We start from the raw sequence: 15,513 nt of genomic DNA, 5'->3' as shown, positions 1-15,513 counted from the left end.
GCTTCTCCGCTTGCTCGCGACGACGACTATACGGAGAAAGTCTCCGCTTGGGCACAGCCAAGCGGAGAATGCGTCCGTTTCCGTGCTCCGTGGAGGCACCCGTGAAGGAGGTCCCGATGGACGACGCACCGTCGCAGCCACAACCACAGCCACAGCCGCGGCCGATGCGTGCCGACGCGCGCCGCAACTACGACCACATCGTGTCGACCGCGCGCGAGGCCTTCGCCGAACTGGGCGTGGAGGCACCGCTGGACGTCGTCGCCCGCCGCGCCGGAGTGGGCCCCGGCACGCTGTACCGGCACTTCCCCACCCGCGAGACCCTGGTCGCCGCGGTCTACGGACCGGACATCGCGGCGCTCGCGGACCACGCGGCGCAGCTCGCCGAGCAGGAGACGCCGGGCACGGCACTGGAGCGCTGGGTGCGCGAACACCTCGTCGACGCACTCGAACAGCGCGGCATCGCGACGACGTTCAGAACGGCCCTCGCCCTGGCCGGGACCCCCGAGATCCTCCTGCACCACAAGGACCGGTTCATGGCCGCGACGGAGACGCTGGTGGGCGCGGCGAAGGAGGCGGGCTCGGTCCGCGAGGACATCGAGACCCGCGACATCCTGCGTCTGGTCTACGGCATCGCCGCGGCCTCGGCGGACTCCCCGCCCTCCCGCGCCCGCATGCTCCGCGTCCTCTTCGACGGCCTGCGGCCCGCCTAGCCTCCGGCACCCCCGGCCCGCACGGCCTCGCACGGCCTCGCACCAAGATCTATACAGCGCATGTATACGCGCTGTGTATAGTGCGAGCCGTGACGGACTCCTATCTGTTGCCCATACGTACCGCTGCCCTGCTCTTCCCGGGGCTCGCGATGCTGCTGCTCGTACCGATGGCCGTGGTCGTGTACCGGCGGCACGGGGTGATGACCCGCTGGCGCACGTTCTCGCTGTTCGGGGGCGTGTACTACGGGCTCACCGCGTTCTGTCTGACGATCGTGCCGCTGCCGTCCGCGTCGGTGGACGTGTGCGCCGCACACCCCTCGTTCGCGCACCCGCAGTGGATGCCCGGCAGTTTCGTCGGCGACATCTGGAAGGAGGCGCACCATCGCGTCACCTTCCACGACCTGGTGCTCGGCAACCCGGCGGTCTGGCAGACGGTGTTCAACCTGGCCCTGCTGCTCCCGCTCGGGGTCTTCGTGCGCGTGCACGCCCGGCGGGGGCCGGTGGCCGCCACCCTGGCGGGCTTCGCCGGGTCGCTCTTCTTCGAGGTCACGCAGTACACGGGGCTGTACGGGCTCTACGCGTGCCCGTACCGTCTCTTCGCCGTGGACGATCTGCTCGCCAACACGGCGGGTGCGGCGCTCGGTTGGGCGCTGGCCGGGCCGTTGGCCCGCGCGCTGCCGGAGCTGAGCACGCTGGACGCGCGCGCCCTCGATCCGCTGAAGGTTCCCTTCGGCCGGCGGCTGGTCGCGTTGCTGCTCGACGTGACGGGCGTCGTCCTGCTGTCCGGGTCGGCCGCCGTGCTGGTGTTCCTCGTCCTGGGCCCGGACCCGGTGCCATGGGTCCCGCTTCTCGTCTGGCTGGTCTGGTTCGTGGTGGTGCCGCGCTGGAGCGGCGCGACCCCCGGCAAGCACGCGCTGCTGCTGAAGCTGGTCACGGGGAGCGGCGACAGGCCGGGGACCGGCGCGCTGTCGCTACGGGCCGCCCTGCTCGGCCTCCCCTTCGCCCTGATGTGGTTCGTCGCGGGCACCGCCCTGCCCGACGTCGCCTTCCGCGCCGCCTCCGCCGGAACGGAGGCCGTACGGGACGTCGGCTACCGGGACGTGGCGTACGCCCTGGCGGCCGACCCGGCGACCACGACGGCCGGCTTCCTCGTCCCCGGCGCCTGCCTGGCCGTCGTCGCCTGGTGGATACGCGCGGTCCGCCGGCACCCCGAGGGCCTGGGCCCCCACGAGGTGCTGTCCGGTGTACGGAACGAAGCTTTGCCGCACACCACACGGCCGCGAGCCATACGCGTGGCCCCGGACGCCGAGTCGGTGACCGTCGCCGCGGACACCGCCAGCCGGCACCGTCGCGGCAGCGACCTGCGGGCCCCCTGAACACCCCCTCGCGGCCGTCGTAGTTGCGGAGGGGGTGGTGTTCGTCCACGTGCGCGACTCGTGCGCGACTCCACGAACGCCGAAGGCCCCCTTCTCGCCTTCGCCCCCTCCGCCCGGGCCGGCTTCGTACCGTTCGCGTCGGAGGTGTGAAAGAACCGGGCTGCGACGCGTACACCGTCGCATCCGGGGCAGCCGGACCTCGGGAAGGTCACCGCACGGGCTTCGGACCTCGCGTCCGGAGCCCGTGCCCCGCCCTGTTCCGTGGGTCCCGGGGGCGCGAAGGCGCGCGGGACCCCTGCGTCAGAACTTGATGCTGCCGATCATCCCCGCGATGTTCGTCGTCAGGTCGTTGATCGTCGGGGCGATCGTCGAGGAGGCGAGGTAGAAGCCGAGGAGCACGCAGACCACCGCGTGTCCGCCCTTCAGGCCTGACTTCCTGATCAGCAGAACGACGATGATCGCCAGCAGCACCACCGCCGAAATCGAGAGTGCCACGGCGGTTCACCTCCAAAGATCCCAGGGACGCGGGGGGTCGGACTATGGGGGCAGACATATCCGTACAGCAGCCAGCGGGTTCATACCCACTATGCGCTTGTGATCATAACTATCCGGGCGCGCGCATCGTCCCGCGCACGGCCGCACAAGGGGGCGCATGGCCAATATGGTCGGGGCATGACGACCGAGCCACTTTCCTTCCCGCGCCAACACGCGCGTACCCAACGCTTCACCCTCGGCGCGCCCCGTGCGTTCACGGTCGGGCCGGACGGGTCGCGGGTCGCGTTCCTGCGGTCCGCGTCCGGGACCGACCGGGTGCAGCAGCTGTGGGTTCTCGACCTGGAGGGAGGCACGGAACGGCTCGCGGCCGACCCCGCGGCCCTGCTCGCGGGCGCCGACGAGCAGTTGCCGCCGGAGGAGCGCGCCCGGCGCGAGCGCAGCCGCGAGGGGGGCGCGGGCATCGTCGGCTACGCCACCGACGGCGCCGTCGAGTTGGCGTCTTTCGCCTTGTCAGGGCGGCTGTTCGCGGCCGAGCTGCGGGCCGGTACGGCGCGCGAACTGCCCGCCGCCGGGCCGGTGATCGACCCCCGCCCGTCCCCCGACGGGCGGCATGTCGCCTATGTCGCCGGGGGCGCGCTGCGGGTCGTGGGCGCGGAGGGCGAGGACGACCGGGCGCTGCTCGCACCGGAGTCGGAGGGCGTTTCGTACGGTCTCGCGGAGTTCGTCGCGGCCGAGGAAATGTCCCGTTCTCGCGGGTTCTGGTGGTCCCCCGATTCGGACCGGCTGCTGGTCGCGCGGGTGGACGACGCCCCCGTACAGCGGTGGTGGATCTCCGACCCGGCGCATCCGGGCCGGGCCCCGCAGCCCGTGGCGTACCCCTCGGCGGGTACGGACAACGCGGACGTACGGCTGTTCGTGCTCGGCCTGGACGGGGTGCGCACGGAGGTGGTCTGGGACCGCGCCGGCTACCCCTATCTGGCGCGAGTGCACTGGTCAGCGGCGGGTGCGCCACTGATCCTCGTACAGGCCCGCGACCAGCGCAGTCAGCTCATCCTGGCCGTGGATCCGAACACCGGAGCGACCCGGATGGTGCACGCCGACGAAGATCCAACTTGGCTCGATCTTTTCCCCGGTGTGCCGTGCTGGAGCCCCTCCGGACAGCTCGTGCGGATCGCCGACGAGGGCGGGGCGCGGGTCCTCGCGGTCGGCGAACGCCCGCTGACCGGGCCGCAGTTGCATGTGCGGGCGGTACTTGACGTCACCGCCGACGACGTCCTGGTCTCGGCCTCCGCCGGGGCGGGCGCGGCCGAGCCGGAGCTCGGCGAGGTGCACGTCTACCGGGTGAACGAGCTGGGGGTGGAGCGCGTTTCGCAGGAGCCCGGCGTGCACTCGGCGGTGCGCGCCGGGGGCGTGACCGTGCTGGTCAGCGCGGTGCCGGACCGGCCGGGCCCCCGTGTGCAGGTACTTCGCGGCGGCAAGCCGGCGACGACCGTGGCGTCGTACGCGGAAAGTCCGAATTTCTCCCCGTGCGTGAGCCTCGTAGAGGGGGGCGCACGGAAAATCCCATGCGCCGTGCTTATGCCTACGGACTACCCCCGTGAGACCGGCGGTCCCCGTTTGCCGGTGCTCATGGACCCCTACGGCGGTCCGCACGGCCAGCGGGTGCTGGCCGCACACAACCCGCACCTCACCTCGCAGTGGTTCGCGGACCAGGGCTTCGCGGTGGTCGTCGCGGACGGGCGGGGCACGCCGGGCCGCTCCCCCGCGTGGGAGAAGGCCGTGCGGGACGACCTCGCGGAGGTCGTCCTCCAGGACCAGGTCGACGCGCTGCACGCGCTCGCCGAGGAGTTCCCGCTCGACCTGGACCGGGTCGCGATCCGCGGCTGGTCCTTCGGCGGGTACCTCGCCGCACTCGGCGCACTGCGCCGCCCCGACGTCTTCCACGCGGCGGTGGTCGGCGCGCCGGTCACCGATCTGCGGCTCTACGACACGCACTACCAGGAGCGGTACCTGGGCCTGCCCGGCGAGCAGCCGGAGGTCTACCGGCGCAACTCGCTGATCGACGACGCGGGGCTGGTCGACGCGGCGGAGGGCCCGCACCGGCCGATGATGATCATTCACGGGCTGGCGGACGACAACGTCGTCGTCGCGCACTCCCTGCGGCTGTCGTCGGCCCTGCTGGCCGCCGGGCGGCCGCACGAGGTGCTGCCGCTGTCAGGGGTCACGCACATGACCCCGCAGGAGACGGTCGCGGAGAACCTGCTGCGGCTGCAACTGGACTTCCTGCGACGGTCGTTGGGGATCGCTTAGGGGGCCCCTGACGCAAACCGCACGACGGGCGGGCCGCTCACGGCACCGGAGCGGCCCGCCCACGCCGCGCGAGGGGGGGCGGGGCGCACGAGGGGGCGGGGGCGCGAGCGCGGGGCGCGCGAAGGTGCGAGGGTACGGCGTGCGAGGGTGCGGGGCGTGCGAAGCTGCGGGGCGCGCCGTGCGCTACCCGCGCAGGACTTTCGTCGCGATCTCCAGGAAGTCGCGCAGGCGTTCGTCCCGGCTGCCCTCGGGGGCCGCCAGGCATGTCTCGTACGGCTCGGCGTCCGTGATCGGGACGGCGACGAGATCGGGACGGGAGTAGGTGCGGGCCACGCTCAGCGGGCCGAGGCCGATGCCGTAGCCGGCGGCGATGAGTTCGAACTTCTCCTCGACGGAGGCCGTACGGCGCTGCTGCGCGTCGAGGATCTTCTCGCCCGCCAGATCAGCCCAGGTCAGCGAGGTGCGGCCGGCCAGTGGGTGGGCCGCGGGCAGGCACGCGACCTTCGGCTCGTGACCGATGGGGAGCGTGCGCAGCCCGTCGTCGTCGAACGGTCTGCGCAGGAAGCCGACGTGGGCGCGGCCGTCGCGGAGCGGGGCGTGCTGGTCGTACCACTGCAACGGGACGAGGTCGATCTGGACGCCGGGGCGGGCCGCCGTGAAGGCGCGGACCGCCTCCGAGACGTGCAGTCCGGGGGCGAAGGCGACGGCGAGGCGGGCGACGCCCCGGTCGGCCTCGTGCACCCGGCGGACCGCCGCGTCGACGGTGCCGAGGACCCGGCGCGCCTCCTCGTGCAGCCGCTCCCCCGCGGGCGTCAGCTCGACGTTGCGGGTGGTGCGGGTGAGGAGCGCGCAGCCCAGTTCGTGCTCGAAGGCGCGGATCTGCCGGCTGAGGACCGGCTGGGCGATGTAGAGCTGCTCGGCCGCGCGGCCGAAGTGGCGGTGCTCGGCGACCGCGACGAAGTAGCGCAGTTTGCGCAGATCGAGGTCCATACCTGAAGGGTATCAATGAGGCCCCGCATTGATACCCCAAGGGCATCAATCGGCGGGGAAGGGTATTGGACGCGCGGGCGGGGGCGCGCGAAGACTTGACCGCATGATCCTCATCACCACGCCCACGGGCGCCATCGGCAGCCAGGTGCTGCGCAAACTCCTCGACGAAGCCCCCGCGCGGGGCGAGGACCTGCGGGTGATCGTGCGCGACCCCGCGAAGCTCCCGGACGACGTCCGCGACCGGGTCGACGTCGTCGTCGGCTCGCACGGTGACGCCGAGGTCGTCGACCGCGCGTTCGACGGGGTCGACGCGGTCTTCTGGGTCGTGCCCCCGAATCCGCTGGCGGCGAGCCTGGAGGAGGCGTACTCCGGGTTCACGCGGCCCGCGGCGAAGGCGTTCGCCGCGCACGGGGTGCGGCGGGTGGTCGCCGTGTCGTCGGTCGGGCGGGGTACGCCCGTCGCCGGCCGCGCGGGGCTCGTCACAGCCTCGCTGGCCATGGACGACCTGATCGCGGGCTCGGGGGTCGCCTACCGGGCGCTCGCCTGTGCGACGTTCATCGACAACCTGCTGCGGCAGGCGGGGCCGATCCGTGAGCGCGGCGCCTTCACGGACACGGTGCCCGCGGACCGGCCGGAGCCGCCGGTCGCCACGGCGGACATCGCGGCGGCGGCGGTGCGGCTGCTGCTGGACCGGACGTGGACGGGCACGGGCGAGGTGCCGGTCCTCGGCCCCGAGGACCTGACGGCGACCGACCGGGCACGGATCGCCTCCGAGGTGCTCGGCCGGCCCGTGCGGTACGAGCAGGTGTCGCTGGAGGACTACGCGGCCGTGTTCACGTCCCGTGGCGTGCCGGAGGCGTTCACCTCGGGGATGGTGGACATGATGCGGGCGCGGAACGAGGGGCTGGACGAGGGGGTCTCCCGTACGGACGCGGAGACCTTCGTCGGGACGACGTCGTTCCGGACGTGGTGCGAGGAGGTCCTGCGGCCGGCGGTGCTGGGCGCCTGACAGCCCGGGGGCCTGCCGTTCGGCGGGGACGGACGAGCGGTGGAACGCGGCGCCCGCGTTCCACCGCCGGTGACATCGGTCAGCGCGTCCCGCCGACCCAGAGCAGGTACTGGCCACCGGCCACCGGGTCACAGCGCCAGGAGATCCAACGGTCCTGGGGGACGCCGGCGTAGCCCGCGTCCATGCAGGCCTGGTACGACGGGTAGACGCCGGCGGCGACGTCCGGGTTGTTGTCGCCGGCGAAGGCCGTACCGGCGCCGAGGCCCATGCCGCCCACGGCGGTGGCGGCAAGCGCCGCGGACACGAAGAACTTCTTGAGCATGGAAAAACACTCCTGAACGCACGTCACCGATGAACTGGCGTGACTGGGGGGATGGTTGCCGGACGAGGCTACCGAGGAACAGGCTTCCGCGGTCCCGGCCGTCGATCTTGGGCCGGAAAAGTCGCACTCTTGGCCCGTACCGCGAGGGTGACGTGCGGCGGAGGTGAACGGCAGTGGGCCGCCCGCCTTCCGGCGGCCGAACACCGTCGTGGCGAGCCCCCGCTTCCCGGCGCCCTACGGCGCGACCGCCGTGCGCTCCGCCGCGAAGTGGCACGCCGAGGGATGGGGCATCGGCGTTGTGCCGTGGAGTTCCAGCAGGGGGGACTCCGTCTCGCAGCGCGCCTCCGCCTTGAAGCAGCGGGTGCGGAAGCGGCAGCCCGTGGGGATGTTCGCCGGGGACGGGACGTCGCCCGTGAGGATGATGCGGTCGTGGCGGGCGCGGGCCGTCGGGTCGGGGACCGGGACCGCGGAGAGCAGGGCCTGGGTGTACGGGTGGGTCGGGTGGTCGTAGATCTCCGTGTCCGTGCCCGTCTCCACGATGCGGCCGAGGTACATCACGCCGACCCGGTCCGAGAGGTGCCGTACCACCGACAGGTCGTGCGCGATGAAGACGTAGGAGAGGCCGAACTCCCCCTGTAGGCGGGACAGCAGGTTCATCACCTGGGCCTGGACCGAGACGTCGAGCGCGGAGACCGGTTCGTCGGCGACGACGATCTCCGGGCGCAGCGCCAACGCCCGGGCGATGCCGATGCGCTGGCGCTGGCCGCCGGAGAACTGGTGCGGATAGCGGTTGACGTGCTCGGGGTTCAGGCCGACCACGTCCAGCAACTCCCGTACCTTCCGGCGCCGTTCGCCCTTCGGGGCCGCCTCGGGATGGATCTCGTACGGCTCTCCGACGATGTCGCCCACCGTCATACGGGGGTTGAGCGAGGTGTAGGGGTCCTGGAACACCATCTGGACGTTGCGGCGGACCGCCTTGAGCGCGCGGCCGGACAGTCCGGTGACGTCCTCGCCGCGGTAGCGGATGCGGCCGGCGGTGGGGCGCTCCAGGTGGACGAGGAGGCGGGCGAGCGTGGACTTGCCGCAGCCGGACTCGCCGACGACGCCGAGGGTCTCGCCCGCGCCGAGCACGAGGTCGACGCCGTCGACGGCCCGTACCGCGCCGGCCGCCCGGCGGCGCAGTACGCCCCGGGTGAGCGGGTAGTGCTTGGCCAGCCCGGTCACCTCGAGGATCGGCTCGGACACCGGTTCAGGTGGCGTCATGCAGACACTCCCTCCAGAAGTGGCAGGCGCTGCCCCGGTCCTCGCCTGCCTCGTACAGCGGCGGCTCGTCGGTCAGGCACACGTCGCGGGCGCGCGGGCAGCGCGGGTGGAACGCGCAGCCCGGCGGGATGTCGGTGAGGCTCGGCGGCAGGCCCCGGATGGCGTGCAGCTCGGCGCCCTTGTGGTCCAGACGGGGGATCGAGTCGAGCAGGCCCCTGGTGTACGGGTGGGCCGGGGCCTTGTAGAGGTCGTGGACCGGGGCCTCCTCGACGATCCGGCCCGCGTACATCACGGCGATCCGGTCGGCCACGTCGGCGACGACGCCGAGGTCGTGGGTGATGAGGACGAGCCCCATCGCGTACTCCCGCCGCAGCTCGGCGAGCAGGTCCATGACCTGTGCCTGCACGGTGACGTCGAGTGCGGTCGTCGGCTCGTCGGCGATGATCAGCGCGGGTTCCAGCGCGAGCGCCATCGCGATCATGACGCGCTGGCGCATGCCGCCCGAGAACTGGTGCGGATAGTCCCGTACGCGCTGGGCGGCGGCCGGGATGCGGACCCTGTCCATCAGTTCGACGGCCTTCGCGCGGGCGTCGCGCCGGGACATGCCGCGGTGGACGGTGAACATCTCGCCGAGCTGGTCGCCCACGGTGAGGACGGGGTTGAGGGCGGAGAGCGCGTCCTGGAAGATCATCGCCATCTCCGCGCCGCGCAGCCTGCGGCGCTCCTCCTCCGGAAGGGTGAGCAGGTCACGCCCCTTGAAGCGGACCTCGCCGCCGGTGACGCGGCCCGGCGGGGTGTCGAGGATGCCCATGACGGCCTGTGCGGTGACGGACTTCCCGGAGCCGGACTCGCCGAGCACGGCCAGCGTCTCCCCCGCCGCCACCCGCAGATTCACACCGTTGACGGCGCGGGCGACGCCGTCCCGGGTGCGGAACTCCACGTGCAGGTCGCGTACGTCGAGCAGCGGGGCGGCCTCGTCCGCCGTTCCCGGCGCGGGCCTCGCGTTCGCGTCACGTCGCACGGCGGCTCACCTCAGCTTCGGGTCGAGGGCGTCGCGCACCGCGTCGCCGAGCATGATGAACGCCAGCACGGTGAGCGCCAGCGCTCCGGCGGGCCACAGCAGCATGTGCGGGGCCTGGCGGATGTACGGGGAGGCGGCGGAGATGTCGATGCCCCAGCTCACCGTGGGCGGCCGGAGCCCGACGCCGACGTACGACAGGGTCGCCTCCAGCGCGATGTACGTGCCGAGCGCGATGGTCGCGACGACGATCACGGGGGCGACGGCGTTGGGCGCGATGTGCCGCAGCAGCAGCCGGGTGTGGGAGGCGCCGAGCGCGCGGGCTGCCTGGATGTAGTCGTGCCGCCCCACGGTGAGGACCGAGCCGCGGGCGATCCGGGAGATCTGCGGCCAGCCGAGCAGCACCATGAAGCCGACGACGGGCCAGATGGTGTCGCTGGTGACGACGGAGAGCAGGACCAGGCCGCCGAGCACGACCGGGATGGCGAAGAACACGTCGGTGAGGCGGGACAGGACCGCGTCCCCGACCCCGCCGAAGTACCCGGCGAGCCCGCCGAGCACCGACCCGAGCAGCGCGACCCCGGCCGTGGCGAGCACCCCGACGCCGATGGAGATCCGGGTGCCGTACACCGTCCGGACGTAGACGTCACAGCCCTGGCCGTCGAAGCCGAAGGGATGCCCCGGGCGGGAGCCCTCCTGGGCGTTGGCCAGGTCGCAGGAGAGCGGGTCGCCGGGGGCGATGAGCGAGGGGCGCACGGAGATGACGAGGAGGAAGAGGATGACGAGCGCGGAGATGAGGAAGACGGGGTTGCGCCGCAGGTCGTGCCAGGCGTCGGACCAGAGGGAGCGGGGCTTCGCCGTCTTTTCCGACGGCGGTTCCGGGGAGGGCTCGAGTGTCGCCGCCTCGCCCACCGCGAGGTCCATCGTGCCGCCGGTGCCGGTCGGGGCGACGGCGCCGCCGGGGCCCGTACCCGCGACGGTGCCGTCCGCCCCGCCCGGCTCGAAGGCCTCGTACGGCTCGTAAGGTCGCTCAGGCATAGCGGATCCTCGGGTCGAGTACGGCGTACAGCAGGTCCACGAGCAGGTTCGCGGCGAGGAAGACCAGCACCAGGACCGTCACGAAGCCGACGACGGTCTGCGTGTTCTGGCGCAGGATCCCCTGGTAGAGCTGGAAGCCGACGCCGTGGATGTTGAAGATCCGCTCGGTGACGATCGCCCCGCCCATCAGCGCCCCGATGTCGGAGCCGATGAAGGTGACCACGGGGATCAGCGAGGTCCGCAGCAGATGCCGGACGATCACCCGGCGGCGCGGCAGCCCTTTGGCGACGGCGGTGCGGACGTGGTCGGCCCGCAGGTTCTCCGCGATCGAGGTGCGGGTGAGCCGGGTGACATAGGCGAGGGAGACGGAGGCCAGGACGAGGCCGGGCACGATCAGCTCGTCGTAGCTCGCCGCGAGCGAGACGGACGGGGTGATCCAGTGCCACTGGACGCCGAGCAGGAGTTGCAGCAGCAGCCCGGTGACGAAGGTGGGGACGGAGATCACGACGAGGCTGAACATCAGCACCCCGGTGTCGACGGGCCGGCCGCGCCGCAGCCCGGTGACCACGCCCAGGGTGACGCCGAGGACGACCTCGAAGACGATCGCCACGAGGGTGAGCCGCGCGGTGACCGGGAAGGACGCGGCCATCAGCGCGGTGACCTCCTGCCCGTTGAACGCGGTGCCGAAGTCGCCGGTGAAGACGTTGCCCATGTAGGTCAGGTACTGCTGCCACACGGGGCGGTCGAGGCCGAACTCGGCCCTGAGCCGGGCGGCGGTGGCGGCGTCGCACGCCTTGTCGCCGCAGAGTCCGGCTACGGGGTCCCCCATGACGTTGACCATGAGGAAGATCAGCAGGGTGGCCCCGACGAAGACGGGGATCATTTGCAGCAGTCGCCGCAGCACGTACTGGCCCATGGCTGGTCAGCTCACCTCGATCCGGTCGTACACCGGCACGCTGAAGGGGTTGAGTGCCACGCCCGAGAGCCGGCCCGAGTAGCCCGCGCTGCCGTTCTGGTACCAGAGCGGGATGGCGGCCATCTGGTCCCGGACCACCTCCTCGGCCTGCTGGAACAGCTTCACGGAGGTGGCCTGGTCGACGGCGGCATTGGCCCGGTCGACGAGGTCGTCGAACGTCTCGCTGGACCACTTGCCGTCGTTGGAGGAGGCGCCCGTGTAGTAGAGCGGCTGGAGGAAGTTCTGGATGAGCGGGTAGTCCATCTGCCAGCCCGCCCGGAAGGGTCCGGCGATCTTCTTCTGGGTGATCTGGTTGCGGTAGTCGGCGAAGGTGCCGACGGGGTTGGCGACGCAGGCCCGGTCGTCGTCGAGCGCGTTGTTGATGGAGTGGCAGACGGCGTCGACCCACGCCTTGTGGGAGCCGGTGTCCGCGTTGTACGTGAGCCTCAGCTGCCCCCCGGGCAGTCCGCCGCCCTCCTTGACCAGCGCCTTCGCCCGCTTCGGGTCGTAGCGGCAGGCGTCGCCGCACAGGCCCTCCTGGTAGCCGCCCTCCGTGCCGAGGACGGGTGAGGTCCAGTCGGTGGCGGGGGTGCGGGTGCCCCGGAAGATGGTGCGGGAGATCTGGTCGCGGTCGATGGCCATGGACAGGCCGGTGCGGACCTTCGCCATGCCGGGCTTGTCCCATTTCCCGTCGTAGAACGGGAAGGCGAGGGTTTGCAGGATGCCGGCCGGGACGTTGATGTACCGGCCCTGGAGATCGCTCCTGACGTTCTTGAGCTGGGCGGCGGGGATGTCGTCGGCGAGGTCGAGGTTGCCGGACATCAGGTCGGTGTAGGCGGTGTTGCTGTCGGTGTACACCTTGAGGTCGACGCCGCGGTTCTTCGCCCTGTCGGGGCCGGGGTAGGCGTTCCAGGTGCGCAGCGACATCTGCGCGCCCCTGACGTACGACTTCACGCGGTAGGGCCCGTTGCCGACCGGCTTCTCCAGCCAGGCGGCGTGGTCGGTGAAGAACGCGCGGGGCAGCGGGGCGAAGGCGGCGTAGCCGAGGGTGTCGGGGAAGCCGGAGAAGCTCTGGTTGAGGCGGACGGTGAAGGTGCGCGGGCCGGTGATCCTCAGTCCGGAGAGGGTGTCGGCGGTCTGCTTGCCGGACTCGGGGTGGACCTTGTCGTAGCCGTCGATGTAGCCGAAGAAGTACGCGCACTTCTGGTTGTTCTTCAGGCTCGCGCCGTAGTTCCAGGCGTCGACGAAGGAGCGGGCGGTGACCTTCTCGCCGTTGCTGAAGGTCCAGCCGTCCTTGACGGTGACGGTGTAGGTGCGGGAGTCCTTGGTCTCGATCCGCTCCGCGAGCATGTTCTCGGCGGCGCCGGTCTTCGGGTCGTACCGCTTGAGGCCGCGGAAGATCATGTCGAGCACCTTGCCGCCCTGCACCTCGTTGGTGTTGGCCGGTTCCAGCGGGTTCTGCGGGTCGCCCCAGGAGGAGCTGAGCACACCGGGGCCGCCGTCGGCGGCGGCGGGGGAGCCGCAGCCGGTCGCGGTGAGCAGGAGAACGGCGAGGGCGGCGGTCCAGCGGACGGGTGCGGCTCCCTGCATGGTGCCTCCTCGGGTACGCGCCGGGCGCCGACACCGGCGTGCGGCGCTTCACCCGCCACCTTTTCCTCTTATAGGACATCACGCACATTCAGCCCGCCTGTACGAGTTACGCGTCCCCCGTCCGGCCCATGGACGCCGCAGGCGCACCGCCCCGACGCGACCTCACGCGCACCATCCGTCACGGCTCCACCAGGAACGCTTCAACGGTCTGAACCAATGTCCGCGACGCGACCGTCAACTCGGCGTTTCCGCAGGCCACATAGGCAGTTCACGCACCGTTGACGGGCCCGGAGCGGCGCTGATAGACACACTCATCGACCCAGCCGCCGCCACCCTCCCGACGGAGACCGAACACAGTCCAACCAGCCGTTCCTGTGCGAGTGATGACATGAGGTCACAACCATGAGCGCGAGAGTCCGACACGGCAGAGGGCACCGGGAACCGCCGGGCACACGGGGAGGGCGGGCCGCACGCCCGGCGGTGCTGCGGCTCGCCGCGCTCACCGGAGCGAGCGCCCTGGCCCTGTCGGCCGCGCTCGTCACGCCCCTGAATCCCTCGCCCCAGCGGGCCGAGGCGAAGGAGGGGGGCGACAGGGTCCTCACGGTCGCGGTGGCGCAGAGCGTCGACTCGCTGAGCCCGTTCCTGGCGACGCGCCTGTCCAGTACGAGCATCAACCGGCTGATGTACGAATACCTGACCGACTACGACCCGGGGGACGCGCACGCCGTCCCGGGCCTCGCCACCAAGTGGTCGCCCTCCGCGGACAAGCTGACCTGGACGTACACCATCCGCTCCGACGCGAAGTGGTCCGACGGACAGAAGGTCACCGCGAAGGACGCGGCCTGGACGTTCGACAAGATGATGACCGACGAGGCGGCGGCCACCGCGAACGGCAGCTTCGTCGCCAACTTCCGGAAGGTGACGGCACCGAGCCCCACCCGGCTCGTCGTCGAGCTAAAGAAACCGCAGGCCACGATGACCGCGCTGGACGTGCCGATCGTGCCGGAGCACGTCTGGTCCAAGGTCGGGGACCTCGCCAAGTTCAACAACGACAAGACGTTCCCGGTCGTGGGCGACGGCCCGTACGTCCTCACGGGCTACAAGGCCGACAGCTATGTACGCATGAAGGCCAACAAGACGTTCTGGCGCGGGGCCCCGAAATTCGACGAGCTGGTCTTCAAGTACTACAAGGACGGTGACGCGGCGGTCGCGGCCCTGCGCAAAGGCGAGGTGTCGTTCGTCAGCGGCCTCACCCCCGCGCAGTCCGCCTCGCTCGCGCGGCAGCCGGACATCAAGGTCAACGACGCGCCGGGGCGCCGCTTCTACGCCCTCGCCGTCAACCCCGGCGCCCGCGCCAAGGACGGCACGCCGATGGGCGACGGCGACCCCTCGCTGCGCGACCTGCGGGTACGCCAGGCGCTGTTCCGGGCGGTCGACCGCGAGACGCTCGTCGACAAGGTGTTCCAGGGCCACGCGGTCGAGGGGGCGGGGTACATACCCCCGCGCTTCTCCACGTACTTCTGGAAGCCGTCGGCGGACCAGGAGCTCGGCTACGACCCGGCGAAGGCCGCCCGCCTCCTCGACGAGGCCGGCTACAAGAAGAACGGCGCCGGCAAGCGGCTCGGCAAGGACGGCAAGCCGCTGAGCTACCGGCTCCTGTGCCACGCCACCGACCCGAACGACAAGGCGGTCGGCCAGTACCTCAAGGAGTGGTGGGGCAAGCTCGGCATCGGCGTGACGCTCGACTGCCTCGACAACGTGTCCGACCCGTGGCTGGCCGGCACGTACGATCTCGCGTTCGACGGCTGGTCCGTCAACCCCGACCCGGACTTCGTGCTGTCCATCCACACCTGCGGCGCGCTGCCGGCCACGCCGAAGGAGACCGGCGCGACCGACAACTTCATCTGCGACAAGACGTACGACTCCCTCTACGCCCGCCAGCTCGCCGAGTACGACCCCGCACGGCGGGCCGACCTCGTCAAGCGGATGGAGTCGCGGCTGTACGACCTCGGGTACATGAACGTCATGGCGTACCCCAACGCCGTGGAGGCCTACCGGACCGACCAGATCGCCGGGATCCGGACGATGCCGGCCAAGGCGGGCAACATCTACGGCCAGGACGGCTACTGGAGCTGGTGGTCGGCGAAACCGGCGAAGTCCGACGGTTCGTCGGACGGCTCCTCTTCGACGGGGGTCGTCATCGGGGTGGTCGCGGGAGTCGTGGTCCTGGTGGCCCTGGGCGCGTTCGTAGCCGTACGCCGCCGGGCTACGGCAGAGGACCGTGAGTAGCGCGATGCGCCCCGCAAGGGGCGCGGGACTGTATCAATCTGCGGCTCCGCCGCACGGACGCGACGAACCGCGCCCCGAAAGGGGCGCGGGACTGTATCGATCTGCGGCTCCGCCGCACGGGCGCGACGAACCGCGCCCTGAAAGGGGC

General features: G+C 71.5%; 13 protein-coding genes. 5 read left to right on the top strand and 8 right to left on the bottom strand.

All coding sequences use genetic code 11. The features are described 5' to 3' along the window. The first annotated feature begins 116 nt into the window (after positions 1 to 116). On the top strand, positions 117 to 710 hold the full coding sequence (locus IO29_RS11510) for a TetR/AcrR family transcriptional regulator (RefSeq protein WP_051707817.1): 594 nt from the start codon (positions 117 to 119) through the stop codon (positions 708 to 710). A gap of 89 nt (positions 711 to 799) precedes the next feature. Next, on the top strand, positions 800 to 2,086 hold the full coding sequence (locus IO29_RS11505; protein WP_051707818.1) for a VanZ family protein: 1,287 nt from the start codon (positions 800 to 802) through the stop codon (positions 2,084 to 2,086). A gap of 300 nt (positions 2,087 to 2,386) precedes the next feature. Here the strand turns inward: IO29_RS11505 and IO29_RS11500 are convergent, their stop codons facing one another. Continuing rightward, the gene (locus tag IO29_RS11500) at positions 2,387 to 2,581 is read right to left on the bottom strand and encodes a hypothetical protein (RefSeq protein WP_006142165.1); all 195 of its coding nucleotides are present in this window, start codon (positions 2,579 to 2,581) and stop codon (positions 2,387 to 2,389) included. 177 nt (positions 2,582 to 2,758) lie between these two features. On the opposite strand from IO29_RS11500, the gene IO29_RS11495 reads away from it, so the two are divergent. Then, a complete protein-coding gene (locus IO29_RS11495; protein ID WP_030381048.1) occupies positions 2,759 to 4,891 on the top strand; it encodes a S9 family peptidase in 2,133 nt (710 codons plus the stop codon). 183 nt (positions 4,892 to 5,074) lie between these two features. On the opposite strand, the gene IO29_RS11490 is transcribed toward IO29_RS11495, so the two are convergent. After that, positions 5,075 to 5,881 (bottom strand): LysR family transcriptional regulator, encoded by an 807-nt coding sequence (locus IO29_RS11490; RefSeq protein WP_030381049.1) that lies wholly within the window; start codon positions 5,879 to 5,881, stop codon positions 5,075 to 5,077. 103 nt (positions 5,882 to 5,984) lie between these two features. Here IO29_RS11490 and IO29_RS11485 point away from each other — a divergent pair, with 103 nt between their 5' ends. Continuing rightward, entirely contained in the window at positions 5,985 to 6,890 is a 906-nt protein-coding gene (locus IO29_RS11485; RefSeq protein ID WP_030381050.1) for an NAD(P)H-binding protein, read from the top strand. Between the two features lie 79 nt (positions 6,891 to 6,969). On the opposite strand, the gene IO29_RS11480 is transcribed toward IO29_RS11485, so the two are convergent. The 6 genes from IO29_RS11480 to IO29_RS11455 form a co-directional block, all read right to left on the bottom strand. Beyond that, positions 6,970 to 7,212: a hypothetical protein gene (locus IO29_RS11480; protein WP_030381051.1), complete on the bottom strand. Its 243-nt coding sequence runs from the start codon at positions 7,210 to 7,212 to the stop codon at positions 6,970 to 6,972. A 234-nt stretch (positions 7,213 to 7,446) separates the two neighbouring features. Beyond that, positions 7,447 to 8,475 (bottom strand): ABC transporter ATP-binding protein, encoded by a 1,029-nt coding sequence (locus IO29_RS11475; protein WP_078618378.1) that lies wholly within the window; start codon positions 8,473 to 8,475, stop codon positions 7,447 to 7,449. Further along, the gene (locus IO29_RS11470; RefSeq protein ID WP_234307583.1) at positions 8,462 to 9,496 is read right to left on the bottom strand and encodes an ABC transporter ATP-binding protein; all 1,035 of its coding nucleotides are present in this window, start codon (positions 9,494 to 9,496) and stop codon (positions 8,462 to 8,464) included. Before IO29_RS11470 ends, IO29_RS11475 begins: the two co-directional genes overlap by 14 nt. Positions 9,497 to 9,502: 6 nt before the next feature. Next, positions 9,503 to 10,531, bottom strand: a complete 1,029-nt coding sequence (locus tag IO29_RS11465) for an ABC transporter permease (protein WP_030381054.1) — start codon at positions 10,529 to 10,531, stop codon at positions 9,503 to 9,505. Beyond that, the gene (locus tag IO29_RS11460) at positions 10,524 to 11,447 is read right to left on the bottom strand and encodes an ABC transporter permease (RefSeq protein ID WP_030381055.1); all 924 of its coding nucleotides are present in this window, start codon (positions 11,445 to 11,447) and stop codon (positions 10,524 to 10,526) included. The genes IO29_RS11465 and IO29_RS11460 overlap by 8 nt, the downstream gene beginning before the upstream one ends. 6 nt (positions 11,448 to 11,453) lie before the next feature. After that, on the bottom strand, positions 11,454 to 13,076 hold the full coding sequence (locus IO29_RS11455; RefSeq protein ID WP_030381056.1) for a peptide ABC transporter substrate-binding protein: 1,623 nt from the start codon (positions 13,074 to 13,076) through the stop codon (positions 11,454 to 11,456). Between the two features lie 402 nt (positions 13,077 to 13,478). On the opposite strand from IO29_RS11455, the gene IO29_RS11450 reads away from it, so the two are divergent. Then, positions 13,479 to 15,365: an ABC transporter substrate-binding protein gene (locus IO29_RS11450; protein ID WP_078618379.1), complete on the top strand. Its 1,887-nt coding sequence runs from the start codon at positions 13,479 to 13,481 to the stop codon at positions 15,363 to 15,365. Positions 15,366 to 15,513 lie beyond the last annotated feature (148 nt).

Source organism: Streptomyces sp. NRRL F-6676, from assembly GCF_000725625.1.
Taxonomy (GTDB): Bacteria; Actinomycetota; Actinomycetes; order Streptomycetales; family Streptomycetaceae; genus Streptomyces.
This window is presented reverse-complemented; position numbering and strand designations above follow the sequence as displayed.

Coding starts and splice junctions, on each gene's coding strand:
- IO29_RS11450 (WP_078618379.1), top strand. CDS start 13,479: ATGAGCGCGAGAGTCCGACACGGCAGAGGGCACCGGGAACCGCCGGGC.
- IO29_RS11475 (WP_078618378.1), bottom strand. CDS start 8,475: ATGACGCCACCTGAACCGGTGTCCGAGCCGATCCTCGAGGTGACCGGG.
- IO29_RS11480 (WP_030381051.1), bottom strand. CDS start 7,212: ATGCTCAAGAAGTTCTTCGTGTCCGCGGCGCTTGCCGCCACCGCCGTG.
- IO29_RS11495 (WP_030381048.1), top strand. CDS start 2,759: ATGACGACCGAGCCACTTTCCTTCCCGCGCCAACACGCGCGTACCCAA.
- IO29_RS11455 (WP_030381056.1), bottom strand. CDS start 13,076: ATGCAGGGAGCCGCACCCGTCCGCTGGACCGCCGCCCTCGCCGTTCTC.
- IO29_RS11460 (WP_030381055.1), bottom strand. CDS start 11,447: ATGGGCCAGTACGTGCTGCGGCGACTGCTGCAAATGATCCCCGTCTTC.
- IO29_RS11485 (WP_030381050.1), top strand. CDS start 5,985: ATGATCCTCATCACCACGCCCACGGGCGCCATCGGCAGCCAGGTGCTG.
- IO29_RS11510 (WP_051707817.1), top strand. CDS start 117: ATGGACGACGCACCGTCGCAGCCACAACCACAGCCACAGCCGCGGCCG.
- IO29_RS11465 (WP_030381054.1), bottom strand. CDS start 10,531: ATGCCTGAGCGACCTTACGAGCCGTACGAGGCCTTCGAGCCGGGCGGG.
- IO29_RS11490 (WP_030381049.1), bottom strand. CDS start 5,881: ATGGACCTCGATCTGCGCAAACTGCGCTACTTCGTCGCGGTCGCCGAG.